Origin of the sequence: Paracoccus sp. JM45 (assembly GCF_003590715.1) — a bacterium.
Lineage (GTDB): Bacteria > Pseudomonadota > Alphaproteobacteria > Rhodobacterales > Rhodobacteraceae > Paracoccus.
This window is the reverse complement of sequence record NZ_QQVY01000003.1, coordinates 355,998-380,214: the sequence shown is the minus strand read 5'-3', so window position 1 is coordinate 380,214 and position 24,217 is coordinate 355,998. Positions and strand designations below refer to the sequence as shown.

The following is a 24,217-nucleotide window of genomic DNA, read 5'->3' as shown; positions in this document are numbered from 1 at the left end:
CACCGCAGCGCCAATCTTCCCGCACCGTCAACGTTCCCGTCTTCGGTGAAGCGGTGTTTAGGCAAACCAATCCAAAGGCGCAAGCAGAAAAATGACAGATTCAGGAATTTTTCTGCAAAATATCGAAAAATAGGCAAATATTAAGCTATTCTTAACCCCGAAATACTGACTAGCTTGGTAGAAATGACGAATCTTACCCTATAACGCAAAAAGCGCGACCCGAACGGGCCGCGCTTTCGCAAACAAACGATGCAAGCTGAAGAATCAGCGCTTCGAGAACTGGAAGCTACGGCGTGCTTTGGCACGGCCATACTTCTTACGTTCCACAACACGGCTGTCGCGCGTCAGGAAGCCAGCTGCTTTCAGCGCGGCGCGCAGGCCGGGCTGGTGCAGTTGCAGTGCCTGACTGATGCCGTGCTTGACCGCACCGGCCTGACCCGACAAACCACCGCCTTTGACGGTTGCAACCACGTCATACTGATCGGCAACGCCGGCAACGTCGAAAGGCTGGCGCAGGATCATCTGCAGAACGGGACGCGCGAAGTATGCGTTGATGTCCTTACCGTTCACGATAACCTTGCCCGAACCCGGCTTGACCCAAACGCGCGCAACAGCGTCTTTACGCTTGCCGGTTGCATAGGAACGGCCCAGATCGTCGATCTGCGGTTCGTGGGAGACAGCAACGGCTGCATCAGCCGAAGTGCCGGACACGGCGGATTTCAAATCATCCAGAGTTTTGATGTCTTCGACCATGATCATGCGCTCCGGGTATTTTTGGGGTTCAGAACTTTAACGTCCAGAACTTCGGGCTGCTGTGCTTCGTGACCATGCTCCGCGCCGGCATAAACGCGCAGGTGCGTCATCTGCTGCTTGCCCAGCTTGTTGCGGCTGATCATACGCTCGACAGCTTTGATCACGACGCGCTCGGGGTGGGCGCCGTCCAGGATCTGTGCTGCGGTGCGGTGCTTGATGCCGCCCGGGTGGCCGGTGTGCCAGTAGTATTTCTTGTCTTCACGCTTGTTACCGGTCATCTGCACCTTGTCGGCGTTGATGATGATAACGTTGTCGCCCATATCCATGTGCGGCGTGAACGTAGGCTTGTGCTTGCCGCGCAGGCGGCTGGCGACGATCGTAGCAAGACGGCCCAGAACGACGCCTTCAGCGTCGATCAAGATCCACTTCTTCTCGATATCCGCCGGTTTTGCGGTAAAGGTTTTCATCTGTCGTCCCTTCAGGGTCGTAATCACTAGAGATGGCGGTGTATCGAAGATTGCGCGCGTCACGTCAAGACCATTACTGGTCAATTAATTTCATGAAAACAGACGCTTAAAATAAAGGTATTTGAATACCCCAATTTATATCACTTATTTTGGTGGAATCGAATAGGTCATCGAACACCTCGCGACTGGATCAGGTATTCCGCTGGACATGACTAAGACATCTGCCACAGCCAGCACGCGTCCCAATTTCAGGATACGACAATTTGCCAGCAAATCCGCGCCTGCCACAGGCTTTCGCATAAAGTCGATCGAGGCATTTGTCGTGACTGCCAGACCGACCGGACCGATCCGCGACAGGATGGCGCAATAGACCGCCAGATCGGCCAAGGCGAACATGGATGGTCCGCTGACCGTTCCACCGGGTCGCAAATGCCCTGCCCCGACCTTCAGCCGCGCGACCAGAATATCGGGACTGACAGTCTCTATCTGGAAGTCGCTTGCGACCTGTGGAAAATCGGCGGACAGAAATGCGTTCAGCGCATCGGCATCCATGACAATCGACATAAGCCCCCCTCCCCTGCCCCACCATGGCAAAGCTTTCGCCGAAACCACGACGGGATCAAGAGAGAAGGCGTTCTGCCCGATATCAGTCCCGACTTTGCAATGCCTGAACAAGCCGGACAAAATCTTCGCCCCGCTTTTCAAAGTTCGGATATTGATCGAAGCTTGCTGCGGCAGGTGCCAGAAGGACGGTATCCCCGTTTTGAGCATCAGCCGCGGCGCAAGCGACGGCCTGTTCCATCGTCTCGCAAATCTCATAAGGCGTCTTGCCGATTTCCAATGCGAAATCGCGTGCCGAATGGCCGATCAGATAGGCTTTTGTGACCTGCCCCAAATGCGGGGCCAATGCTGCGATACCACCGTCTTTGCCAAGGCCACCGGCAATCCAGCGGATCTGCTTGAAGGCCTGCAGTGCCTTAGCGGCGGCATCGACATTCGTCGCCTTGGAGTCATTGACATAGCGGACGCCATTGATGTCCGCCACGGTCTGGCTGCGATGCGGCAGGCCGGAAAAGCTGTGCAATGCGGCTTCAATCTGGCGGGGCGCAAGGCCGACCGCCCGACAGGCAGCATAGGCGGCGCAGGCGTTCTGGTGGTTATGGGCGCCGGGCAGGCCGCGCACCGCCCGCAAATCGATCGAGGCAGCCTGACGTCCCTTGCGGTATTCCGACAGAAAACCCTTACGCGCAAAGACCGACCAAGCCCCGTGATCCAGCTTTTGCCCCGAAGAAATACGGATCACCCGATCGTCAGAGGGCGCAACCGCCAACTGTCCGGCCAGATACAGACCTTCTGGTTCATCGACGCCGATCACGGCGCGGTCGGGGCCGCCTTCGGCAAACAGACGCCGTTTGGCGGCGAAATATCCGCCCAGACCCGCGTGACGGTCCAGATGATCAGCAGACAGGTTGGTAAATACCGCCACATCGGGGGTCAAAGACCGCGCCAGATCGGTCTGGTAACTGGACAGTTCCAGCACCACCACCTCGCCATCCTCGGCGGGGTCAAGCGACAGGACACCGGTGCCGATGTTCCCGCCCATTTGCGTCGGACGTCCGCATTCCATCAGGATATGATGTATCAACGCAGTCGTGGTCGATTTCCCGTTCGACCCCGTGACAGCAATCACACGCGGCGATTTGTCGAACCCGCCCCAATCAGCCGTTGCATAGCTGCGAAAGAACAGGCCGATATCATTGTCGACGGGAACGCCCAGACGATAGGCTTTTTCGATCACCGGATGCGGCGCGGGATAAAGATGCGGAATCCCGGGCGAGACGATAAGTGACGTCACCCCATGCCAGCCGTCATCCCGCGTCAGATCGACGATCTTCAGACCCGCATCCTGCGCGGCCTGACGCGTATCGACGCCGTCATCCCATGCAATCACATCGGCCCCACCAGCAGCCAGTGCCGCGGCAGTGGCCTTGCCGGAACGACCCAAACCCAGAACGGCAATGGTCTGGCCTTCTACGCCTTCAACGGGAATCATCTTATCTCACCTGTCTGAAAAACGGGGACATTGTGCCCCCGCACCGTGGCAAAACCCAAAGCCTTAGCGAAGTTTCAACGTCGCCAGACCGATCAACGCAAGGATCAAAGAGATGATCCAGAAACGGATGACGATCTGCGCCTCGCCCCAGCCCTTTTTTTCGAAGTGGTGATGGATGGGGGCCATCAGGAACACACGCTTGCCGGTCTTCTTGAAATACAGAACCTGAATGATGACGCTTAGCGCCTCGACCACGAACAGACCACCGACGATGGCTAGAACGATTTCGTGCTTGGTCACGACGGCAATCGCACCAAGGGCACCACCCAAGGCAAGGCTGCCGGTATCGCCCATAAAGACCGCTGCAGGCGGGGCGTTATACCACAAGAAGCCAAGACCCCCGCCGATCAGGGCGGCGACAAAGACCAGAATCTCGCCCGTGCCGGGGACATGGTGGACGCCCAGATATTCGGTGAAATCAACGCGACCGACCGTATAGGCAATGACGCCAAGCGTGCCCGCCGCGATCATCACCGGCATGATGGCCAGACCGTCCAGACCGTCCGTCAGGTTGACCGCATTGGCGGACCCGACGATCACGATCATCGCAAAGGGGATGAACATGAAGGACAGATTGACCAGAACATCCTTGAAAATCGGCAAGGCCAGCTGGTTCGACAGCTCGTCCGGATGCAGCCAGCTGGCGGCGATGGCTGCCAGTGCCGCAATCAGGAGCCCCAAGCCCATGCGGATGCGCGAACTGACGCCCTTGGTGTTATGCTTTGACACCTTGGCATAATCATCGGCAAAGCCGATCCCCGCAAAGCCCGCCGTCACCAGCATGACAATCCAGACATAGCCGTTGTCAAGCCGCGCCCAAAGCAGGGTCGTGATCAACAACGCCGACAGGATCAGCAGGCCGCCCATCGTCGGCGTTCCCGCCTTGGACAGATGGCTTTCAGGACCATCATCACGGATCGGCTGACCCTTCTTCTGCACGCGGCGCAGATAGTTGATCAAGGGACGTCCAAAGATGAAACCAAAGATTAGCGCGGTAAAGAACGCCGCCCCTGCCCTGAAGGTGATATACCGGAAGAGGTTGAAAAAATCCCCCCCCTCGGACAGATAGCTTAGCCAGTATAACATGGCGTTATCCTTTATTTTGGGCAGCGCGCGCCCGCAGCGCATTAACCACCGTCGAAATCCGCGAGGATTTCGATCCCTTGACCAGCACCACGTCACCGGCTTTCACCAGATCGGGCAGTTGCGCGGCCAAATCAGTTGCGTTTTCCGCCCAAAGACCACGCTTGGCTTCAGGCAGGTCGTCATGCAGATGCCGCATCAGCGGACCCGCAGTATGGATCAGATCAACCGACGCCATTGCCGGATCATCTGCCACCGCGCGATGCAGGGCGATTTCATCATCGCCCAGTTCCAGCATATCGCCCAGAATGGCAACGCGGCGGTCGCCGGACAGGCCCGCCAGCGTGGCAAGACCCGCTGCCAGTGATACAGGATTGGCGTTGAAGGCATCGTCGATCAGCTGGATACCGTCCAGATCCTCGACCGCGCCGCGCCCTTTTGGCGGATGCCAGTTCGACATCGCCTTGGCCGCAGCCTTGAAATCGGCCCCTGCCGCCGCCAGCGCCGCCAGCACGCCGACCGCGTTCATGGCGAAATGCTTGCCGGTCGTGGGCAGGGTGAAAATCACCGTCTCGCCCTGAATGCGGGCGTGGCAGTTCAGGATGCCGTCCCTGACCTGTGCCCGCATCAGCTTGGCCGCGCCGTGGTCACCAAATCCGACCAGAATGGCACCAGCCTCATCCGCGCAATCGCGCAGGATCTGGGTCACGGGCAGGTCTTCGGGGATGATGGCCGTCCCGATGGCCTGAAGACCCTGAAAGATCGCACCCTTTTCACGGGCAATCCCTTCAATGGCCCCGAATGCCTGCAAATGTGCCGGGGCAACCGTCGTGATCATCGCCACATGCGGGCGGGTCATCCGTGACAGAGGTTCGATTTCACCGGGATTGCTCATCCCAATCTCGATGATGGCGAAATCCGTATCCACCGGCATGCGCGCCAAGGTCAGCGGCACGCCCCAGTGGTTGTTATAGCTGGCCTCGGCAGCATGGATATGCCCCTGCCCCGCCAAAGCCACCCGCGCCATATCCTTGGTCGAGGTTTTGCCGACCGACCCTGTAATCGCAATCACCTTGGCCTGCGTACGCGCACGTCCGGCGCGGCCCAGATCCTCAAGCGCGGTCAGGACGTTCGGCACGATCAGCAGCGGCGCATCCGCTGCGACCCCTTCGGGAACATGCGTGACCAGCGCGGCCCCCGCCCCCTTGGCCAAAGCCTGCGCCACAAAATCATGCCCGTCGCGCGCAGCCTGCAAGGCCACGAACAGATCACCCGCAGCAATGGTGCGGGTGTCGATGGACACACCATCCACAGCCCAATCGCCTTGCGCCTGCCCGCCCGTCGCGGCGGCGGCGTCTTTCGCGGTCCACAGGCTCATATCCGGCCATCCAATGCGGCAACCGCAACCGAGGCCTGTTCGGCGTCGTCAAAGGGGTACACATCATGGCCGACAATCTGGCCGGTTTCATGGCCCTTGCCCGCGATCAACAGCGCATCACCCGGTTGCAGGGCATCAACCCCGCGCAAGATCGCCTCGGCGCGGTCACCGATCTGCGTCGCCTCTGTTCCGGCACCTGCCATGACGGCGGCGCGGATGGTGGCAGGGTCTTCGGAACGCGGGTTGTCGTCGGTCACGATCACCACATCGGCAAAGTCACGCGCGGCTTCACCCATCAAAGGACGTTTGCCCGTGTCGCGATCACCGCCGGCCCCCATCACAACCACAATCCGGCCCATCACATGCGGACGCAGCGATTGCAGCGCGGCGACCAATGCGCCGGGCTTATGGGCGTAATCGACAAAAACCGCCGCGCCGTTTTCACGCTGTGCGACCAGCTGCATCCTGCCACGCACCGTCGCCAGTTGCGGCAACGCCTCGATGATGGCTTGCGCGGAATCACCTGACGCAAGGCAAAGCCCCATCGCCGCCAGCACGTTTTCCGCCTGAAAGCCGCCGATCAGGCCCAGCCGCACCATATGCGTCTGGCCCATCACGGAAAATCGCAGATCCTGCCCCGTCGCATCATAACGCTGGCCCAAAATCCGCAGCATTGCATCGGGGTGCGTACCGACCGTTGTGACAGCCAAGCCGCGGTCTTGAGCGATGTCCAGCATCTGACGGCCACGCAGGCTGTCGATATTGATGATCGCCGAGGCCCCATCTTGCAGGATATGGTTGAACAGCAGCGCCTTGGCCGCGAAATATTCGTCAAAACCCGCGTGGTAATCCAGATGGTCCTGACTGAAATTCGTAAAGGCACCTGCCTGAACGCGGGCACCATCCAGACGGCGCTGATCCAGACCGTGGCTGGATGCCTCCATCGCGGCATGGGTAACGCCGGCGCGGGTCGCATCGGCCAGAACGGTATGCAGGGTCAGGGGATCGGGCGTCGTATGGGCCAGCTTTGCGCTGAAATCGCCTTCGACACCCATCGTTCCAAGGCTGATCGCGCTGTGACCCAACAGCTGCCAAATCTGGCGCGTAAAGCTGGCAACGCTGGTCTTCCCCGAGGTGCCGGTGACCGCGACCAGATGGTCGGGCTGCCAGCGGAACCACAAGGACGCCGCACTTGCCAGTGCCGCCCGCGGGTCTTCGGCCACGACCAAAGCCCCGTCCCAGTCGGCCAGCACGTCGGCTGCGATGCGCGCGCCTTCACGATCTGTCAGGATCGCGGCGGCCTGCATCCGCAAAGCGTATTGGATAAACTCACCGCCATGCACCGCCGAACCGGGCAGCGCTGCAAACAGATGTCCCGGCTTGACCGTGCGGCTGTCGATCGACAGTCCGGTAATATCGGGGTCGCGTGCATCGCGTGCACGCAGCCCCAATTGCGAAAGCGTCACTCTGTCCTGGCTCACAGTCCCACCCGTCATTGATTTGCGACGAGCTTTATCCCAGTCGCTTCCTCGGGTTCAACACGGGGTTCGAAGCGAGCCTGTATCGTCGGCAGTTTTTCGTCACCGATCGGCGACAATCCCAACAAAGGACCGATGCGGCGGATCATTTCGGCGGCAACAGGCACCGCAGTATAGCCCGCGGTCCGGCTTTCACCGCCATAACCCGTTTCGACACTGGGTTCGTCCAGCGCGACAATCAGCACGTATTTCGGATCGCTGGCCGGAAAAATAGAGGCGAAGGTCGCGATCACCTTATTCTTGTAGTAGCCGCCACTGGGACGCGGTTTGTCGGCGGTGCCGGTCTTGCCCGCAATTTCATAGCCTTCGACATCGGCGTTGCGGGCCGTGCCGCGCGTCACCACCTGACGCAGCATATCGATGGCCATGGCAGCGGCACGCGGCGACAGGATCTGGTCACCTACTGGCATTTTGCGGTCATGGATCAGCGTCGGCGTCACACGACGACCGGAATTCGCAATCGTGGCATAGGCTGTCGCCAGATGCAGCGGGCTGGCGGCCAGACCGTGCCCGAAGCTGACCGTGGCTGCCGTCACCGCAGGCCAGCGGCGTGGAACCAGCGGTTGACCGGTGGGTGCCTCGACCAGTTCAATGGGGGTCGGTTCGAACAGGCCCAGCTTTTCCAGAAAGTCCTTCTGACGCTCGACCCCGATCATCTGCGCGACGCGCACCGTACCGACGTTCGAGGATTTGACGATAATATCGGTGGCGCTTAAAATATCGCCGTAGTTGTGGAAATCGTTAATCAGGAACTTGCCGATCTTGATCGGCATCTTGCCACTGATCCCCGTCGAGGGATTGATCAAGCCCAGATCAAGCGCCTGCGCCATCGGGAAGATCTTGAAGGTCGAACCCAATTCGTATTGGCCCTGAACCGCGCGGTTGAACAGCGGACTGTCAGATGCATCGCCCGTCAGCAAGGGACGCGGGCGGTCATTGGGGTCGAAATCGGGAAGGCTGGCCATGGCCAGAACCTCACCCGTGGCAACTTCCATCAGGACGCCGGTGGCACCCTTTGCGCTCATGATGTCCATGCCGGAGGCCAGCACGTCTTCCATAGCCTGTTGCAGAGTCAGATCGATGGACAGCGACAGCGGCGCACCATCATTGGCCGGATCGCGCAGCCACGCATCGAAGGCTTTTTCGACACCGGCAATGCCGATCACCTCGGCGCTGTTCACACCCTCATTTCCGAAACCCGATCCGCCCAGCACATGGCTGGCGACATCACCGTTGGGATAGATCCGCATTTCACGCGGCCCGAACAGCAATCCCGGTTCACCCAGATCATGGACGGCCTGCATCTGTTCGGGGCTGATCTTGCGCTTGATCCACATGAACTTGCGGGTGCCCGTGAAATCATGGGTCAGACGTTCGGCATTCAGATCGGGGAAAATCCGCGCCAACCCTTGCGCCGCCGCAACGGGATCAATCATCTGGTGCGGGTGGGCATAGATCGAATGGGTCAGCAGGTTCGTTGCCAGAATACGCCCGCGCCGGTCAGTAATATCCGACCGTTGCGACATGATTTGCGCCGACAATACCTGTGCACGCGGTTCCGACGGCTGGCTGGAAGCCAAGGCCCCCATGCGGATACCCACGGTTCCGAAGGCCAGTGCAAAGCAGCCCGCCATCAGCATCAGCCGCCCCTCGGCGCGCCGCCGCGATTTGTCCTGAACCGCCTCATGCCGACGCCGGCGGTTTTCAGCCTCGATATCATCGGGGTTTTCCCCACGCTCTCGGGCGCGGAGAATGCGGGCCAGTGGGCGCAGAGGGGTGCGGATCATGGCTTTGCCTCGGGGGTTACACCCTGCAGGACGACCAGAGGATCGACCGGCGGGGGCGGTTTGGGATAATCGATGTTGTTCAGGTCGACGAACTGGCCCATGTCGACAGGGACCAGTTGCAGGCGTTCGAAATTCAGATCGACCAATTCACGCAGCCGTTCGGGGCGGTTCAGATAGGCCCATTCGGCCCGCATCACGCCCAGTTCTTCGCGCAGGCCGGCGATCTGGCGCTGGACCTGCGCCATCTCACCGATCGAGGCCTGCGTGGCATAGTTTTCGCGATAGGCCCAGAAGGCCAGTCCCATCACCACCAGTATTCCGGCGAAATAGGAAAGCGATCGCATTAGGCATTCCCCTTGGCTGGCAGGCGCGGCATCGACAGCGATTTTGCATCGATATCACCCGCAGCCGCATCCGTGCGGACAGCCACCCGCAACAGCGCCGAACGGGCGCGCGGGTTCAGGTCCAGTTCTTCGGGGTCAGCCCCGATGGCCCGCCGGAACAGCAATTTGAAGGCAGGCGTCACCAGTTCGGTCACGGGCGCATAGCGGTTGCCCGCCCCGCCCCCGTCCGAACGGGCCTGCATGAACCGTTTGACGATGCGGTCTTCCAGCGAATGGAAACTGACAACGGCCAACTGCCCGCCGGGCTTCAAGGCACGCTCCGCCGCAGACAGACCGGCGACAAGCTGGCCGAATTCGTCATTCACCCAGATGCGGATGGCCTGAAAGCTGCGGGTCGCGGGATGGCTTTGACCGAACTTAGGACGCGGCAAACAGGATGCCACAATCTCGGCCAGCTGGGCGGTACGGGTCAGCGGACGCGCCGCCACAATCGCCTTGGCAATCCGGCGCGAGGCCCGTTCTTCGCCGTAGTGATAAAGGACATCCGCAATCACAGCCTCATCTGCTGTATTCAGCAGGTCGGCTGCCGAGGGAACATCGCCCCCCATCCGCATATCCAGCGGTCCGTCACGCATGAACGAAAAACCGCGATCTGCCTGATCCAGCTGCATCGAGCTGACGCCAAGGTCCAGAACCACCCCGTCCAGTTGTTCGCCGGCAAGGCTGTCCATGTCGGAAAACGTGCCTTCGACCAGTTTCAGCCTGTCGCCGTATTCGCCGCGCCATGCGTCGGCCATCCTGAACACGGACGGGTCGCGATCGACACCGATCACCTTATCGGCACCCGCCGCCAGAAGTCCGCGTGCATAACCGCCCGCACCAAAGGTTCCGTCCAGCCAGACGCCACCGACCGGCGCAACGGCGCGCAGAAGCGGGTTCAGAAGGACGGGGATATGTGGATCAGCCATGGGCCTACCCCTCGTCTATATTGTTCAGGAAGGCGCGCGGATCGAAGTCCGGGCCATGCTGAGCGGTGAATTCTTCAAGCGCCTGCACGTCCTTGGGACGCGAGGTCGGGTCATAGACCTGAACATAGTCGCCACGCGATTCGAAGGTCGTTTCGGATCCTTCGGCAAAGCCCAGCTTGTCGCGCAGCTTTGCAGGAAGGACCAGACGCCCCTCACGGTCGATTTCAAGGTCTGTGGATTGTCCGTTCATCAGCAATTCCAGCCAACGGCGTTCCTGACTGCCGCGCGTCAAGCGGTCGATCTGGTCGTCGATCTGTTCGATGGCCTCGATGCTGTAAAGTTCCAGCCAGTTCCACCAGTCGGGGCCGTAAACAGCCACCAGCTGGGTGCGCCCGCTGCCGGATGCGGAAAAGCCGGGATCACCGGCATCAAAGACACGCCGGAGGCGCGCGGGAATCGACATGCGACCCTTGCTGTCAACCTTGACGGTTTCGGTGCCTCTGAACTTTCGCGCCACCTTTTGCGCCCGCCCTCACTGTCCTGCCCTCTTTTCCGAACCCCGGAAAGAGAAAGGGCGGACCGAGCTGCTGCCACTGCTCGATCCGCCGCCCTCGTTCCCGTTACCCGGGCCCCTTTTCGGGGTTGGTTGCCGACCCTGTCGCGCGCCACCTTGGGGAAGGCGCTGCTCGCACGCGGCGGATCAGTCTATTTGGAAAACGGTTGCCTGTATGAAGTCTGCTTCGCCTTCTTGGGGTCTTTTCGCCCCGTTTCAACTGCCCGTTTTCGTGAATTCGTTGTGACATGGGAATTCATGGGAAGCAACGGGCAACTTCGCCGATGCTCGGCATTCCGCCGATGCGAAGCGACACCGCATTTGCGACGAATCGCCCGAAACGGACCTAAACACCCCACCTGTAGTATTGTTGCATTATCACAACACCAAATGTGGAAGTTGCAGGCGCGCCGTTATTTTTCCCGAATTGCGGCAGGATTGGCACAGTCCAACAGCAAATACGCCTCCAACGCAGGAAATTCACGAAAGCTTAACACATCATCACAGGCCATCACGACAACGGGAGGCTGCGTTGCCGCAGCCTCCCGTGAAATCCCGTGTGTCCCGTGTTCTCCCTGACCGGGGCCTTAGGCCATTCCGCCCTGAACCAGACGATCTGCAAGGCGGGCATAAGCATCGGCGACCGCACCTTCGCCCAAGGCAACTGGACGACCCGAATCGCCAGCAAGGCGGACCTCTAGCTCCAAGGGCAGTTCGCCAAGGAAGGGCAGATCCAGCGCCTTCGCCTCAGATGCGACGCCGCCGTGACCGAACAGATGGGCCTCATGGCCGCAACTGGGGCATATATAAGAGGACATGTTTTCGATCAGTCCCAGCACCGGCGTTTTCAGCTTGCCGAACATGTCGATGGCGCGGCGCGCATCCAGCAACGCAACATCCTGCGGGGTCGAGACGATAATCGCCCCCGTCACCGGAGCTTTCTGGCACAGGCTAAGCTGCACATCACCGGTGCCCGGCGGCAGGTCGATCAGCAGGACGTCCAACTCTCCCCAATTGACCTGTTGCAGCAATTGCTGCAGGGCGCCCTGAAGCATGGGACCGCGCCAGACCAGCGCCTCGCCCTCTTTCAGCATCAGACCGATCGACATGACCGTGACGCCATGGGCGTGCAGCGGTTCGATGCGCTGGCCATCGGGGCTGGCCGGACGCCCCGACAGACCCATCATACGTGGCTGGGACGGACCATAGATATCTGCGTCCAGCAAACCGACCTTACGACCGGCCTTTGCCAAAGCCACAGCGAGGTTCGAGGTGACGGTGGATTTCCCCACTCCGCCCTTGCCGGACCCGATGGCAATAATATTGCGGACACCGGGAACGGCCTGCGGACCCGATTGTGCTGTCGGGTGGCCGCCGATCTTCAGGGACGGCGCCTGACCCGACACCGCTTTGGGCGGCGCGGCTTTCGCAGGGGCTGTCATGACGATCTGGACGGTGGTGACGCCCTCCATCGCCATCAGGCGGGCTTTGGCCTCGGCCTCGACGGGCTCATAGGCCTTGGCAGTGGCCGCATTCTCGACCTCGAGGACGAATCGCACCGTACCGTTGTCGACCGTAATGGCCCTGACAAGGTCGGCTTGACCCAGTGTTCCCCCCTGCGGAAGGGGGATATCTGTAATTGCCGTAAGGATCGCTTCGCGTGTAACGGACATGTAAGGAACCTGTGTCTTATGTGCTGGACACCATGAAGCACAGAAGCCCGCGCCTCAACACCCCCTGCGACAATCCGTGCCGCAAGGTCGCTAACCGCTTTCAAACGCATAGGTTTTGCATGTGCAGCGTGACCGCTAACAAATGTACTGTTTCAATTTTATGACGTTAATTCATCGTTAACGGCGAAGATAGATCAGCATCAGTCATGCATTTGCTGCATGGCAGCATTCGCAAACCGTGCGTTGTGCATCGACGCCACAAGGTCCATCTTCATCTCAACGAAACGCCGAACCAATCCGGGTCCGGCAGACGAGATGAACCGAAAGGATACCCACCATGGCTGTTTTCGCCCAAGCACAGAACGTCACCGTTGACGCCGGCCTTCGTAGCCGCCTGCTGACCGCGATCCAGCGGATGCAGGAAAACCGCGCCCGCCGCGCTGTTTACCGCCAGACCGTGCGTGAACTGAACGCCCTGACGACCCGCGATCTGAACGATCTGGGCATCAACCGCACCATGATCACCCGTCTGGCCCGCGAAGCGGCTTGGGGATCGGCACAGTAAGAATTCGAATTTCCGACCAACTCCTCCTCCCTTTGGTCGGGACTGGCAACATCCTCTTCTCTCCTCCTCCCTAGGGGATGTTGCCCAAAGTTACGCAGGAACCCGACCCTCCTCCCCGGGTTTCACGCGGAAAGCGGCAATCTCTACCTCCTCCCGGAGGTTGCCGCACACTCCATAGCCGCCCTATTTGCGGCACACGGTTACGCCGGGTCTCCTCCTCCTCCCTGAGACCCCGGTGTTCGCGGTGAAAGCCCTCCTCCTCCCTGGCTGACACCGCACCCTATACGCGGCCCCTCCTCCTCCCTGGGCCGACGTTGCGCGGCGACCCCCTCCTCCTCCCTGGGGTCGCCGCATTTTCATTTCCAGCTTCGGAACTGTCATTCCTGTCGCGCATTCCTTTCCGGAACAGGCGATTACAGGGGGTGACATTATGCTGCGTGAAGGCACCAAGGTTCAGTGGAATTGGGCAGGCCATACTGCGACGGGGAAGATCAGCCAGATCTTTCGGGAAGACGTCAGCAAGGACATCAACGGCAGCACGATAAAACGCCAAGCTAGCGATGACGAACCGGCCTATCTGATCGAACAGGATGACGGGGCGCAGGTGTTGAAAAGCCGGTCCGAGGTAACGCGCGCTGATTGACGTCTTTCCGTGCCGGTGAAACAGCGATAAGTTCCCGACATGCTTAGTTATCAACACGCCTATCACGCAGGAAATCTGGCCGATCTGCACAAGCACGCGCTGCTTGCCGTCGCCATGGATTATCTTGGCCGCAAGGACAAACCCCTGTCCTATCTGGAAACCCATGCCGGTCGGGGGCTTTATGATCTGACAGGCCCCGAATCGCAAAAAACAGGTGAAGCTAAGGCCGGTATCGGCCGTGCTGCTGCCGACGAATGGCTGCCCGATGATCACCCGCTGATGCGCGCGCTGGCCGCCATCCGCAAAACGCGCGGACCGAACGTCTATCCGGGATCGCCACTAATTGCCGCGCATTTCATCCGCCCCGACGACCGTATCCATCTGGCCGAATTGCACCCTGCCGAACTGGAAGCACTGCGCGATGTTGCGGGCTTTGCAACGCTGCATTCGCGGGACGGATTCGAAATGGCGCAGGCGCTTTGCCCGCCGACCCCGCGGCGGGGGATGGTGCTAATCGACCCCAGCTATGAAATCAAAGCCGAATACGACATTGTTCCCCGCCAGATCGGTCTGTTAGCCCGCAAATGGAATGTCGGCGTCATTGCGCTATGGTACCCGATTCTGACGGATCACCGGCATCTGGCCATGACAGCCCAACTGACCAGCCAGTTTCCCGATGCGCTGCTGTCCGAGGTGCGATTCCCACCCGCCCGTGACGGCCATTCCATGATTGGTTCGGGAATGTTCGTAATCAATCCGCCTTGGGGCCTTGCCGAAGAAGCCAGAAAACTAGAGGCGATCTTTCGCGACCGCGCCTAGTCGGGGATTCCCCCGCCGGTTGCGCTGTGGCATGATCTGCCTGCCATAAGGAACTTCCCGATGCCCCAACGCCTGTCAATCGGTGCCACCATCTATCTGATCATTATCTTCGGGTTGGGGCTTTATTTTGCCTATGCCGCTGTGCAGGGGCCATCGGGGATACTGCGCCGCATCCAGATCGAGGCTGAAACCGCCGATCTGGAAGTCCAGCGCGATGAATTGCGCGCTGAAGTCGAAGAAATTGAAAATCTGACCCATCGGCTTTCCGATAATTATCTGGACCTTGACCTGCTGGACGAACGCGCCCGCGAGGTTCTGGGCCTGCTGCGTTCGGATGAAATCATCCTGCGCTGAACCGGTCCGGTGGTCGTTTTGACCACCATTGCACGGGTTGCACCGATGGGTTACGAATTAGTTTAACGCTGAACTATCCCGACCACGCTCCAGGAGGATACGCCGCATGGCCAGAAAACCCAGCCCCCAAACGGAGGCGCCTTCGAATATTTCGAAGGACGAGCTGCTGCAATACTATCGTGACATGCTGCTGATCCGCCGATTCGAAGAAAAAGCCGGACAGCTTTACGGCATGGGCCTGATCGGGGGCTTCTGCCACCTGTACATCGGTCAGGAAGCTGTTGTTGTCGGCCTCGAAGCCTGCGCCAAAGAAGGCGATAAGCGCATTACCAGCTATCGCGACCACGGTCACATGCTGGCCTGCGGCATGGAAGCACGCGGCGTCATGGCCGAGCTGACCGGCCGTCAAGACGGCTATTCCAAAGGCAAAGGCGGCAGCATGCATATGTTCAGCCGCGAAAAGCATTTTTATGGCGGTCACGGCATTGTAGCAGCGCAGGTGCCGTTGGGCGCCGGTCTGGCATTTGCCGACAAATACCTTGGCAATGACAATGTCACCTTCACCTATTTCGGTGATGGTGCTGCGAACCAGGGTCAGGTTTACGAATCCTATAACATGGCAGCCCAATGGGACCTGCCGGTCGTTTTCGTGATCGAGAACAACCAATATGCCATGGGCACCTCGGTCAAGCGGTCGACCAAATCGACGACGCTGTTCGGTCGCGGCACCGCCTTCGGGATCGAGGGCGAACAGGTTGACGGCATGGACGTGCTGGCGGTCAAAGCTGCTGGTGAAAAAGCCGTGGCGCATTGCCGTGCGGGCAAAGGCCCCTACATCCTCGAAATCATGACCTACCGCTATCGTGGTCACTCGATGTCGGACCCTGCGAAATACCGCAGCCGTGAAGAAGTGCAGAAAATGCGCGACGAACGTGATCCGATCGAGAACATCCGCGAATTGCTGACCCAAGGCAATCATGCGACCGAAGAAGAATTGAAGGCGCTGGACAAGGAAATCAAAGACATCGTCAATGATTCCGCCGAATTCGCCAAGGAAAGCCCCGAGCCTGCCTTAGAAGAATTGTGGACCGACATCTATGCCGAAGAGCTGCCGCAGGGCAGCGCCGAAGAAAACGCCTGAGGGGGTGACGTAACATGGCTATTGAAATCCTGATGCCTGCCCTGTCCCCCACGATGGAGGAAGGCACGCTTGCGAAATGGCTGAAAAAGGAAGGCGACGAGGTTAAATCCGGCGACATCCTGGCCGAAATCGAAACCGACAAAGCCACCATGGAATTCGAGGCTGTCGACGAAGGCATCCTTGGCAAGATTCTGGTGCAAGAAGGCGAGCAGGGCGTGAAAGTGAACACGCCGATTGCCGTTCTGGTCGAAGACGGCGAAAGTGCCGACGACATCAAGGCGCCTGCCGAAACTGCGGCACCCGCCAAGGCAGCACCTGAAGAAAAGCCCACCACCTCGGCCATCGAGGAAGTAAAAACGCCCCAGCCCGATGCCAGCCCCGACTGGCCCGAAGGCACTCCGATGAAGACGATGACCGTGCGCGAAGCATTGCGCGAGGCCATGTCCGAGGAAATGGAACGTGACGACACCGTCTTCCTGATGGGCGAAGAAGTCGGCGAATACGAAGGTGCCTATAAGATCAGCCAAGGGTTGCTGGACAAATTCGGCCCGCGCCGCGTCGTCGACACGCCGATCAGCGAAATCGGCTTTGCCGGTATAGGCACCGGTGCGGCCCTTGCCGGTCTGCGTCCGATCGTTGAATTCATGACCTTCAACTTTGCCATGCAGGCCATGGACCACATCATCAACTCGGCTGCCAAGACGCTGTATATGTCGGGCGGCCAGATGGGTGCCCCGATGGTCTTCCGCGGTCCGAACGGCGCTGCCGCCCGCGTCGGTGCCCAGCACAGCCAGGATTACGCCGCATGGTTCGCCGCCATTCCGGGCCTGAAGGTCGTCATGCCCTATTCGGCAGCCGACGCCAAAGGTCTGATGAAGCAGGCAATCCGCGATCCGAACCCGGTGATCTTCCTTGAAAACGAGATCCTCTACGGTCGCAGCTTCGAAGTGCCGGATATGGACGATTTCACCATTCCGTTCGGCAAGGCCCGCATTGCCCGCAAGGGTGACGATGTCACCATCGTCAGCTTCGGCATTGGTATGGCGCATGCATTGGAAGCCGCTGACAAGCTGGCCGAAGACGGCATCGAAGCCGAGGTGATCGATCTGCGGACCCTGCGCCCGCTGGATTACGGTTCGATCCTTGAATCGGTGAAAAAGACCAACCGCTGCGTCACCGTCGAGGAAGGCTTCCCCGTCGGATCGATCGGCAACCACATCTCGGCCTGGTTGATGGAAAACGCGTTTGACTATCTGGACGCGCCGGTCATCAATTGCACCGGTAAGGATGTGCCGATGCCCTATGCCGCAAATCTTGAAAAGCACGCGCTGATCACGCCCGCCGAGGTCGTCGAAGCCGTGAAAAAAGTCACCTACAAGTAAGGGAGGTAACGCGATGCCCACGGAAATCCTGATGCCCGCGCTGTCCCCCACGATGGAGGAAGGCACACTTGCCAAATGGCTGGTGAAAGAGGGCGACGAGGTCAAATCCGGCGATATCCTTGCCGAGATCGAAACCGATAAAGCCACGATGGAATTCGAGGCGGTTGACGAAGGCAAGATCGGCAAGATCCTGATTGCCGAAGGCACATCAGGCGTGGCGGTGAACACCGCCATTGCCGTCCTGCTGGAAGACGGCGAATCCGCTGATGACATCTCGGCCCCCAAGGCCGAGGCGAAAACCGACAGCGCCCCTGCAGAAGCCCCGCGCGAAGTGCAGGGCGAGGCGGACCGCGATATCTCGCCCGCCAAGGCTGCGGCACCGGCAGCCAAGGCCGATGGCACCCGCATCTTTGCATCGCCTCTGGCGCGCCGCATTGCGGCTGACAAAGGTCTAGACCTGTCCACCATCACGGGTTCCGGCCCGCGTGGACGAATCGTCAAGGCAGATGTCAAAAACGCCAAGGCGGGCGCTGCCCCTGCCAAGGCTGAAACCGCAGCGGCACCCGCCGCAGCGGCTGCACCGGCGCAGGCCCCCAAGGGTCTGTCCACCGATGCCGTCATCAAGATGTATGCCGACCGCGAAACGACCGAAGTGCAACTGGACGGCATGCGCCGCACCATCGCCGGACGTCTGACCGAGGCCAAGCAGACCATCCCGCATTTCTATCTGCGTCGTTCGGCCAAGCTGGATGCGCTGATGGAATTCCGCGCCATGCTGAACAAGCAGCTGGAAGGAAGGGGCGTCAAGCTGTCGGTCAACGACTTCATCATCAAGGCTTCGGCCTTGGCGCTGCAGCAGGTGCCGGACGCGAATGCTGTCTGGGCGGGCGACCGTATCCTGAAACTGACGCCATCCGATGTCGCCGTTGCTGTCGCGATCGAGGGCGGGCTGTTCACGCCGGTCCTGAAGGACGCGCATCAAAAGACGTTGTCGACACTGTCAGCCGAGATGAAAGATCTAGCCGGTCGTGCGAAATCCAAGAAATTGGCCCCCCATGAATATCAGGGCGGCAGCTTTGCCATCAGCAACCTGGGCATGTTCGGGATCGAGAATTTCGATGCCGTCATCAACCCGCCGCATGGCGCGATCCTTGCGGTCGGCGCAGGCGTCAAGACTCCGGTCGTCGAAGGCGATCAGGTCGTCATTCGCAATGTGATGTCGATGACCCTGTCGGTCGACCACCGTGTGATCGATGGCGCCATGGGTGCGCAACTGCTGGAGGCAATCGTGTCCCATCTGGAAAACCCGATCGGCATGCTGGCCTAACGCCAAAGTATACGTCAATGCTATACGAATAGATCAATCGACATAGGCGGTAGATAGCTTTATCTACCGCCTATATTATTTCCGATTGAGTTTTTTTGCGGATATAATGCCCAAAGTTGTAACCCTAAAACGGATAAATGGTATGATGTACAAAATTGGCTTTGCCCTGATTTCTGCAGCAATCCTTGCGGCGTGCACCCCCAAGGATTTTGAATCCGAACCAGTCATGGTCGAAACTCCGCAGGGCACCGTCACCTGCCAGCTGTATACCAAAGGCCTGACGGATTGGGATCGCTCGATCGATCATCCGGCAGATATGTCGGTCGCGGACGCCGATGCTTATTGCAAGCGCGAAGGCCAAGGCAAGTAATCAGATACCCGAAACCGCGCCCTGTTGTCATGGCGCGGTTTTTCGTTCCGGATAGTCGTTGAATTTTCGCTTTTAGAAGACTGGCAGATCATATTCCAGCCGGTCCGAAGCGCGGCTTGATCCGTTATCCGCAGCGAATATCGCCGTCGATGGCAACGAACACCGGCCATCTCTCGACAATCTGCCGGATATCCCTTGCAGCACAATCCACATATGGATTGTCAGTCCCGACCAAACGACCTTTGGCAAAAATTTGTAACTTAAAAGGTCACGCCCACCCCCGGCAGGTTCAGCATCGTGATCAGGTCGCGCAATTCCTGACGTGCCGCGATCTGTGACATAGACATGGCGTCTGATCCGACATCTTTCAGGTCCAGCAGCGTCAACCCGCGCGGGAACAGTTCACGAAAGACCACACGTTCCGAAAACCCCGGAGCGACACGAAATCCGATCCGTTTGGACAGCGATGCCAAAGCGCCGCCGACCTTGCGCTTGTTATGCATCTGTTGCGTGCCAAGCCGGTTGCGCAGCACGATCCAGTCGATCGGCCCTGCACCCGCTTGCGCACGCATCTGGCGGGCAGCCCAGACCATTTCGGCATAGATCGAGGGGCCAAGCACCTCTCCCTCGGGGGACATCCGCGCCAGCAGGTCGAAGTCGACAAAGCTGTCATTCAGCGGGGTGATCAATGTGTCGGCCAGCGTATGGGCCATCTGGCTTAGCTTGGTATGTGATCCCGGGCAGTCGATCAGGATAAAGTCATATGCCTGATCCATCCGTTCCAACGCAGGCGACAGGGGGTCCGGCCCTTCGGCCAGTTCGGCCATGATCGGCATCGGCAGATCCACCCCCTCGCGTGTGCGGAAGGCGCTGCGATTTTCCAGATATCGGGCAAAGCTGCGCTGGCGGACATCCAGATCCAAACCGCCGACCCGATGCCCCATCCGCGCCAGCGCTGTTGCCACATGCATCGAGGTGGTGGATTTGCCCGATCCGCCCTTCTCGTTTCCGACCACGATAATATGCGCCACACATCGCCTCTTGCCCTGTCTGTTGATCAAAAGCCTAGCTGGCTGTTATGACGATGGAAAGCTGCGGTTGCAGATGGGTAAGACCTGTCGCCTTGTGACCACGCCCGGACCAGTCCGGCCCCGTCGTAACGCGCAGCCAATATAGGCGGGGCTGAAGGTTGACTTGGGCGCCGTTTTTGCGTATCAGACCTCCAATTCCCGGAAGGCAATCCTTCCGGTCCCCGTCCGGCACGGGGATCGCCCCCCGTCAGCGCGTCGCGCCCACGGGGGCAAAACCGTATTTGGACCGCAGGAGGCCCGGCCTATGTTCGAGAACCTTTCCGACCGTTTGGGCGGCGTCTTCGACCGGCTGACCAAGCAAGGTGCGCTGACTGAAGACGACGTCACTGCCGCAATGCGCGAAGTGCGCGTCGCGCTGCTAGAGGCTGACGTTTCGCTGCAAGTTGCGCGTAACTTTGTGAAATCGGTAACGGCCAAGGCGACCGGCGCTTCGGTGACGAAATCCATCTCTCCGGGTCAGCAGGTCGTCAAGATTGTCCATGACGAACTGATCAAGGTCCTGCAGGGCGAAGACGAACCTGACGCCCTGCGTATCGACAACCCGCCCTCGCCCATCCTGATGGTCGGCTTGCAGGGTTCGGGTAAGACCACCACCACCGCCAAACTGGCGCTGCGTCTGAAGGACCGCGAAAAGAAGCGCGTTCTGATGGCATCGCTGGACACCAACCGTCCCGCCGCGATGGAGCAGCTGGCGATTCTGGGCCAGCAGATTGGTGTCGATACGCTGCCGATCGTAATGGGCGAAACCGCCCCGCAGATCGCCAAGCGTGCCAAAACGCAGGCATCCTTGGGCGGCTATGATGTCTTCCTGCTGGATACTGCGGGTCGTCTGCACATCGACGAAGTCTTGATGGACGAAGTGCAGGCCGTGCGCGATATCGCACAGCCGCGCGAAACCATTCTGGTCGTCGATGGCTTGACCGGTCAGGATGCCGTCAATGTTGCCACCGAATTCGACGGCAAGGTCGGCATCACCGGCGTCGTGCTGACGCGGATGGATGGCGATGGTCGCGGCGGTGCGGCTTTGTCCATGCGCGCAGTTACGGGCAAGCCGATCCGCTTTGTCGGTTTGGGCGAAAAGATGGATGCACTGGAAACCTTCGACGCACAGCGCGTCGCGGGCCGCATCCTTGGCATGGGCGACATCGTCGCGCTTGTCGAAAAAGCGCAGCAAGTGCTGGAGGTTGAACAAGCCGAACGCATGATGAAGCGTTTCCAGAAGGGCATGTTCAACATGAACGACCTTCGCGGCCAGCTGGAACAGATGCAGAAGATGGGCGGCATGCAGTCGGTCATGTCGATGATGCCCGGCATGTCGAAAATGGCCAAACAGGCCGAGGCTGCGGGCTTTGACGACAAGGTGGTCCGCCATCAGGTCGCGCTGATCAATTCTATGACCAAAAAGGAACGGGCCAACCCCGATCTTCTGCAGGCCAGCCGCAAAAAGCGGATTGCCGCAGGTGCCGGTCTGGAAGTGTCCGACCTGAACAAGCTGCTGAAGATGCAAAAGCAGATGGCAGATACCATGAAAAAGCTGGGCAAGATGGGCAAGGGCGGCATGATGAAGCAAGCCATGCGCGCCATGACCGGCAAAGGTGGCGGCCTGCCCGACATGGACAATCTGGACCCGGCGAAAATGGCCGAAGCCCAGAAGATGTTGCAAGATCCCAAAGGTCTTGGCGGCCAGCTTGGCAAAGCCGGTCTGCCCAGTGGCCTTGGCGGCCTTTTCGGTAAGAAGTGACCATGACCGATACACCCGAACAGGCCCTGCGCGCCGCCGAAATTCTGGCCGAACATCGCGCCAGTATCGACCGTCTGGACGCCATTCTGGTCTATACGCTTGCCGAAAGGTTCAAGCACACCCAATCCGTCGGCAAACTCAAAGCCGAACACGACCTTCCTCCCTCGGATCCGACGCGCGAAGCGCAACAGATCGAGCGGTTGGAACGCCTCGCGCGCGAGGCCGATCTGAACCCGGAATTCGCGCGTAAATTCCTGAATTTCGTGATCGCCGAAGTCATCCGGCACCACGAACAACTGCAACCCTGACGCCAAGGCGATCCGCCAAGCGTCAAAGACTTTCCAAGGAGACTACCCATGTCTATGAAAATCCGCCTTGCCCGTGGTGGCAGCAAAAAGCGCCCTCACTATGCCATCGTCGCTTCCGATTCGCGCATGCCGCGCGACGGCCGCTTCCTGGAAAAGCTGGGCACCTATAACCCGCTGCTGGCCAAAGACAGCGAAGACCGCGTCAAAATGGATATCGAGCGTATCCAGTACTGGCTGGGTCAGGGCGCACAGCCGACCGACCGCGTTGCACGCTTCCTGGAAGCTGCCGGCGTCAAGGAAAAGGCCGAGCGTAAGAACATGAAGAAAGCCGTTCCCGGCAAAAAAGCAACGAAGCGTGCTGAAGAGCGTGCTGCGAAAGCTGCTGCTCCGGCTGAAGCCGAGTGATATCTGCTGGCGGGGGCAACCCCGCCAGACACCAACCAGGAGGCTGAGAATGGCTGACGACCGCATCTGTGTCGGCGCGATTGCCGGGGCCTTCGGGGTCCATGGCGAAGTCCGGCTGAAAAGCTTCTGCGCCGAACCTGCCGATATCGAAAATTACGCGCCGCTGACATCCGAGGATGGCAAGCGGTCTTTTAATGTCTCGCTGACGCGTGCGGTGACAGGTGGCATCGGTGCCCGCGTGACTGGTATTTCCACCCGCGAAGAGGCCGAGGCCCTCAAAGGCCTGACCCTTTGGGCACCCCGCGATGCCCTGCCCTCGCTTCCCGATGACGAATTCTATCATGCCGATCTGATCGGGCTAGAGGTGGTGGATACAGGCGGCCAGTCTTTGGGTCGTGTCCGCGCCATCTATGACCATGGCGCCGGTGATATCCTTGAAATTGTTGGGGGTTCCGACATCCTGATGCTGCCGTTCACCAAAGCGGTTGTGCCGACGGTCGATCTGGCAGCGCGCCGTATCGTCGCCGATCCCCCCGGCGTAGACGAATGACACAACCGCCCAAATCGCATGGCCGCCTGTCGATCAGCGCGACCTTGCGTCCGCGCGAACTGATGGCCGAACCGCAGGTGCAGGGCGCGTGGACCGCCCGCGTCATCACCCTGTTCCCCGAGGCGTTTCCCGGCATCCTTGGCCTGTCGCTGACCGGCAAGGCGCTGTCGCAAGGTTTGTGGAACATACAGACCATCCCGCTGCGTGATTTCGGCGTCGGTAAACACCGCAATGTCGATGACACCCCCGCCGGTGGCGGTGCCGGTATGGTCATCCGCGCCGATGTCATGGACGCCGCCCTGCAGGAAGCCGGTCGGGCGTCGCGCCTGCCAGTGATCTATATGTCACCCCGTGGCAAACCGTTGACGCAGGCCCGCGCCCGCGAATTGGCCGAAGGCCCCGGCGTCACGCTGATCTGTGGCCGTTTCGAAGGCGTCGACCAGCGCGTTCTGGACGCCCACAACGTCGAAGAGATCAGTATCGGCGATTATGTCCTGACCGGAGGAGAGATCGCCGCTCAGGTCTTGATCGACACGACAGTCCGGCTTATACCGCGCGTACTGGGGAATCAGGATTCGCTGGCCGAGGAATCCTTTTCTGTCGGCAATCGGGGTCTTCTGGAACACCCCCAGTTCACGAAGCCCGCTATTTGGGACGACCGCCAGATCCCTGACATCCTGTTGTCGGGAAATCACGCGGCCATCGCTGACTGGCGTGCCACTGAAGCCGAACGGCTAACAAAAGAACGTCGCCCCGATCTGTGGCGGGCATATGCGGACACGCGTGTGGACCCGACAAAGGACCGACAGCGCTCGGGCGCATCAGACCAATCGCGGAAACACCGCGAGCATGATAAGGATTAGC

At 59.8% G+C, this 24,217-nt stretch carries 26 protein-coding genes; 13 read left to right on the top strand and 13 right to left on the bottom strand.

Features of this window, described 5'->3' with window-relative positions; genetic code table 11:
* Positions 1 to 264: 264 nt before the first annotated feature.
* The 12 genes from rpsI to DWB67_RS07440 all read right to left on the bottom strand — a co-directional run bounded on the left by rpsI (position 265) and on the right by DWB67_RS07440 (position 12,657).
* Complete coding sequence (gene rpsI, locus DWB67_RS07495) at positions 265 to 753, bottom strand: 30S ribosomal protein S9 (protein ID WP_119806929.1); 489 nt, start codon at positions 751 to 753, stop codon at positions 265 to 267.
* Positions 754 to 755: 2 nt separating this feature from the next.
* Positions 756 to 1,220 carry a 50S ribosomal protein L13 gene (rplM, locus tag DWB67_RS07490; RefSeq protein WP_119806891.1) on the bottom strand — a complete coding sequence of 155 codons (465 nt, stop codon included), beginning with the start codon at positions 1,218 to 1,220 and terminating at the stop codon, positions 756 to 758.
* A gap of 144 nt (positions 1,221 to 1,364) precedes the next feature.
* Positions 1,365 to 1,784 (bottom strand): PaaI family thioesterase, encoded by a 420-nt coding sequence (locus DWB67_RS07485; protein ID WP_119806890.1) that lies wholly within the window; start codon positions 1,782 to 1,784, stop codon positions 1,365 to 1,367.
* Between the two features lie 82 nt (positions 1,785 to 1,866).
* Positions 1,867 to 3,273, bottom strand: coding sequence for a UDP-N-acetylmuramoyl-L-alanine--D-glutamate ligase (murD, locus tag DWB67_RS07480; protein ID WP_119806889.1), 1,407 nt, complete (start codon positions 3,271 to 3,273; stop codon positions 1,867 to 1,869).
* A 63-nt stretch (positions 3,274 to 3,336) separates the two neighbouring features.
* Positions 3,337 to 4,419, bottom strand: a complete 1,083-nt coding sequence (gene mraY / locus DWB67_RS07475; protein ID WP_119806888.1) for a phospho-N-acetylmuramoyl-pentapeptide-transferase — start codon at positions 4,417 to 4,419, stop codon at positions 3,337 to 3,339.
* 4 nt (positions 4,420 to 4,423) lie between these two features.
* Positions 4,424 to 5,794, bottom strand: coding sequence for a UDP-N-acetylmuramoyl-tripeptide--D-alanyl-D-alanine ligase (gene murF, locus DWB67_RS07470; protein WP_119806887.1), 1,371 nt, complete (start codon positions 5,792 to 5,794; stop codon positions 4,424 to 4,426).
* Positions 5,791 to 7,290 (bottom strand): UDP-N-acetylmuramoyl-L-alanyl-D-glutamate--2,6-diaminopimelate ligase, encoded by a 1,500-nt coding sequence (locus DWB67_RS07465; protein WP_182911519.1) that lies wholly within the window; start codon positions 7,288 to 7,290, stop codon positions 5,791 to 5,793. Before DWB67_RS07465 ends, murF begins: the two co-directional genes overlap by 4 nt.
* Entirely contained in the window at positions 7,287 to 9,119 is a 1,833-nt protein-coding gene (locus tag DWB67_RS07460; RefSeq protein WP_119806885.1) for a penicillin-binding protein 2, read from the bottom strand. Before DWB67_RS07460 ends, DWB67_RS07465 begins: the two co-directional genes overlap by 4 nt.
* A complete protein-coding gene (locus DWB67_RS07455) occupies positions 9,116 to 9,463 on the bottom strand; it encodes a cell division protein FtsL (protein ID WP_119806884.1) in 348 nt (115 codons plus the stop codon). The genes DWB67_RS07460 and DWB67_RS07455 overlap by 4 nt, the downstream gene beginning before the upstream one ends.
* Positions 9,463 to 10,431 carry a 16S rRNA (cytosine(1402)-N(4))-methyltransferase RsmH gene (gene rsmH, locus DWB67_RS07450; RefSeq protein ID WP_119806883.1) on the bottom strand — a complete coding sequence of 323 codons (969 nt, stop codon included), beginning with the start codon at positions 10,429 to 10,431 and terminating at the stop codon, positions 9,463 to 9,465. The genes DWB67_RS07455 and rsmH overlap by 1 nt, the downstream gene beginning before the upstream one ends.
* Positions 10,432 to 10,435: 4 nt before the next feature.
* Positions 10,436 to 10,948: a division/cell wall cluster transcriptional repressor MraZ gene (locus tag DWB67_RS07445; RefSeq protein ID WP_119806882.1), complete on the bottom strand. Its 513-nt coding sequence runs from the start codon at positions 10,946 to 10,948 to the stop codon at positions 10,436 to 10,438.
* A gap of 623 nt (positions 10,949 to 11,571) precedes the next feature.
* Positions 11,572 to 12,657, bottom strand: a complete 1,086-nt coding sequence (locus DWB67_RS07440; protein ID WP_119806881.1) for an Mrp/NBP35 family ATP-binding protein — start codon at positions 12,655 to 12,657, stop codon at positions 11,572 to 11,574.
* A gap of 337 nt (positions 12,658 to 12,994) precedes the next feature.
* Here DWB67_RS07440 and DWB67_RS07435 point away from each other — a divergent pair, with 337 nt between their 5' ends.
* The 8 genes from DWB67_RS07435 to DWB67_RS07400 all read left to right on the top strand — a co-directional run bounded on the left by DWB67_RS07435 (position 12,995) and on the right by DWB67_RS07400 (position 19,258).
* Positions 12,995 to 13,222 (top strand): DUF1127 domain-containing protein, encoded by a 228-nt coding sequence (locus DWB67_RS07435; RefSeq protein ID WP_119806880.1) that lies wholly within the window; start codon positions 12,995 to 12,997, stop codon positions 13,220 to 13,222.
* A 430-nt stretch (positions 13,223 to 13,652) separates the two neighbouring features.
* Positions 13,653 to 13,865 (top strand): DUF2945 domain-containing protein, encoded by a 213-nt coding sequence (locus tag DWB67_RS07430; protein WP_119806879.1) that lies wholly within the window; start codon positions 13,653 to 13,655, stop codon positions 13,863 to 13,865.
* 39 nt (positions 13,866 to 13,904) lie between these two features.
* Entirely contained in the window at positions 13,905 to 14,684 is a 780-nt protein-coding gene (locus DWB67_RS07425) for a 23S rRNA (adenine(2030)-N(6))-methyltransferase RlmJ (protein ID WP_119806878.1), read from the top strand.
* A 60-nt stretch (positions 14,685 to 14,744) separates the two neighbouring features.
* Entirely contained in the window at positions 14,745 to 15,038 is a 294-nt protein-coding gene (locus DWB67_RS07420) for a septum formation initiator family protein (protein WP_119806877.1), read from the top strand.
* 106 nt (positions 15,039 to 15,144) lie between these two features.
* Complete coding sequence (gene pdhA / locus DWB67_RS07415) at positions 15,145 to 16,179, top strand: pyruvate dehydrogenase (acetyl-transferring) E1 component subunit alpha (protein ID WP_119806876.1); 1,035 nt, start codon at positions 15,145 to 15,147, stop codon at positions 16,177 to 16,179.
* 14 nt (positions 16,180 to 16,193) lie between these two features.
* A complete protein-coding gene (locus tag DWB67_RS07410) occupies positions 16,194 to 17,561 on the top strand; it encodes a pyruvate dehydrogenase complex E1 component subunit beta (protein ID WP_119806875.1) in 1,368 nt (455 codons plus the stop codon).
* Between the two features lie 13 nt (positions 17,562 to 17,574).
* Positions 17,575 to 18,888: a pyruvate dehydrogenase complex dihydrolipoamide acetyltransferase gene (locus DWB67_RS07405; protein ID WP_119806874.1), complete on the top strand. Its 1,314-nt coding sequence runs from the start codon at positions 17,575 to 17,577 to the stop codon at positions 18,886 to 18,888.
* Positions 18,889 to 19,030: 142 nt separating this feature from the next.
* On the top strand, positions 19,031 to 19,258 hold the full coding sequence (locus DWB67_RS07400; RefSeq protein WP_119806873.1) for a hypothetical protein: 228 nt from the start codon (positions 19,031 to 19,033) through the stop codon (positions 19,256 to 19,258).
* Positions 19,259 to 19,518: 260 nt separating this feature from the next.
* On the opposite strand, the gene DWB67_RS07395 is transcribed toward DWB67_RS07400, so the two are convergent.
* Positions 19,519 to 20,289, bottom strand: coding sequence for a division plane positioning ATPase MipZ (locus DWB67_RS07395; protein WP_119806872.1), 771 nt, complete (start codon positions 20,287 to 20,289; stop codon positions 19,519 to 19,521).
* A gap of 304 nt (positions 20,290 to 20,593) precedes the next feature.
* On the opposite strand from DWB67_RS07395, the gene ffh reads away from it, so the two are divergent.
* The 5 genes from ffh to trmD are packed head-to-tail and all read left to right on the top strand — an operon-like array spanning position 20,594 to position 24,216.
* Complete coding sequence (gene ffh / locus DWB67_RS07390) at positions 20,594 to 22,090, top strand: signal recognition particle protein (protein ID WP_119806871.1); 1,497 nt, start codon at positions 20,594 to 20,596, stop codon at positions 22,088 to 22,090.
* Positions 22,091 to 22,092: 2 nt separating this feature from the next.
* A complete protein-coding gene (locus DWB67_RS07385) occupies positions 22,093 to 22,398 on the top strand; it encodes a chorismate mutase (RefSeq protein WP_119806870.1) in 306 nt (101 codons plus the stop codon).
* A gap of 48 nt (positions 22,399 to 22,446) precedes the next feature.
* Positions 22,447 to 22,803, top strand: coding sequence for a 30S ribosomal protein S16 (rpsP, locus tag DWB67_RS07380; RefSeq protein ID WP_119806869.1), 357 nt, complete (start codon positions 22,447 to 22,449; stop codon positions 22,801 to 22,803).
* Positions 22,804 to 22,852: 49 nt separating this feature from the next.
* Positions 22,853 to 23,353: a ribosome maturation factor RimM gene (gene rimM / locus DWB67_RS07375; protein ID WP_119806868.1), complete on the top strand. Its 501-nt coding sequence runs from the start codon at positions 22,853 to 22,855 to the stop codon at positions 23,351 to 23,353.
* The gene (gene trmD / locus DWB67_RS07370) at positions 23,350 to 24,216 is read left to right on the top strand and encodes a tRNA (guanosine(37)-N1)-methyltransferase TrmD (protein WP_119806867.1); all 867 of its coding nucleotides are present in this window, start codon (positions 23,350 to 23,352) and stop codon (positions 24,214 to 24,216) included. The genes rimM and trmD overlap by 4 nt, the downstream gene beginning before the upstream one ends.
* The last annotated feature ends 1 nt before the right edge of the window (position 24,217 follow it).

Coding starts and splice junctions, on each gene's coding strand:
- trmD (WP_119806867.1), top strand. CDS start 23,350: ATGACACAACCGCCCAAATCGCATGGCCGCCTGTCGATCAGCGCGACC.
- murD (WP_119806889.1), bottom strand. CDS start 3,273: ATGATTCCCGTTGAAGGCGTAGAAGGCCAGACCATTGCCGTTCTGGGT.
- DWB67_RS07465 (WP_182911519.1), bottom strand. CDS start 7,290: ATGACGGGTGGGACTGTGAGCCAGGACAGAGTGACGCTTTCGCAATTG.
- ffh (WP_119806871.1), top strand. CDS start 20,594: ATGTTCGAGAACCTTTCCGACCGTTTGGGCGGCGTCTTCGACCGGCTG.
- murF (WP_119806887.1), bottom strand. CDS start 5,794: ATGAGCCTGTGGACCGCGAAAGACGCCGCCGCCGCGACGGGCGGGCAG.
- DWB67_RS07455 (WP_119806884.1), bottom strand. CDS start 9,463: ATGCGATCGCTTTCCTATTTCGCCGGAATACTGGTGGTGATGGGACTG.
- DWB67_RS07425 (WP_119806878.1), top strand. CDS start 13,905: ATGCTTAGTTATCAACACGCCTATCACGCAGGAAATCTGGCCGATCTG.
- rsmH (WP_119806883.1), bottom strand. CDS start 10,431: ATGGCTGATCCACATATCCCCGTCCTTCTGAACCCGCTTCTGCGCGCC.
- rplM (WP_119806891.1), bottom strand. CDS start 1,220: ATGAAAACCTTTACCGCAAAACCGGCGGATATCGAGAAGAAGTGGATC.
- DWB67_RS07430 (WP_119806879.1), top strand. CDS start 13,653: ATGCTGCGTGAAGGCACCAAGGTTCAGTGGAATTGGGCAGGCCATACT.
- DWB67_RS07460 (WP_119806885.1), bottom strand. CDS start 9,119: ATGATCCGCACCCCTCTGCGCCCACTGGCCCGCATTCTCCGCGCCCGA.
- DWB67_RS07420 (WP_119806877.1), top strand. CDS start 14,745: ATGCCCCAACGCCTGTCAATCGGTGCCACCATCTATCTGATCATTATC.
- DWB67_RS07440 (WP_119806881.1), bottom strand. CDS start 12,657: ATGTCCGTTACACGCGAAGCGATCCTTACGGCAATTACAGATATCCCC.
- rpsI (WP_119806929.1), bottom strand. CDS start 753: ATGGTCGAAGACATCAAAACTCTGGATGATTTGAAATCCGCCGTGTCC.
- pdhA (WP_119806876.1), top strand. CDS start 15,145: ATGGCCAGAAAACCCAGCCCCCAAACGGAGGCGCCTTCGAATATTTCG.
- DWB67_RS07385 (WP_119806870.1), top strand. CDS start 22,093: ATGACCGATACACCCGAACAGGCCCTGCGCGCCGCCGAAATTCTGGCC.
- rimM (WP_119806868.1), top strand. CDS start 22,853: ATGGCTGACGACCGCATCTGTGTCGGCGCGATTGCCGGGGCCTTCGGG.
- DWB67_RS07405 (WP_119806874.1), top strand. CDS start 17,575: ATGCCCACGGAAATCCTGATGCCCGCGCTGTCCCCCACGATGGAGGAA.
- DWB67_RS07400 (WP_119806873.1), top strand. CDS start 19,031: ATGATGTACAAAATTGGCTTTGCCCTGATTTCTGCAGCAATCCTTGCG.
- mraY (WP_119806888.1), bottom strand. CDS start 4,419: ATGTTATACTGGCTAAGCTATCTGTCCGAGGGGGGGGATTTTTTCAAC.
- DWB67_RS07485 (WP_119806890.1), bottom strand. CDS start 1,784: ATGTCGATTGTCATGGATGCCGATGCGCTGAACGCATTTCTGTCCGCC.
- DWB67_RS07410 (WP_119806875.1), top strand. CDS start 16,194: ATGGCTATTGAAATCCTGATGCCTGCCCTGTCCCCCACGATGGAGGAA.
- rpsP (WP_119806869.1), top strand. CDS start 22,447: ATGTCTATGAAAATCCGCCTTGCCCGTGGTGGCAGCAAAAAGCGCCCT.
- DWB67_RS07435 (WP_119806880.1), top strand. CDS start 12,995: ATGGCTGTTTTCGCCCAAGCACAGAACGTCACCGTTGACGCCGGCCTT.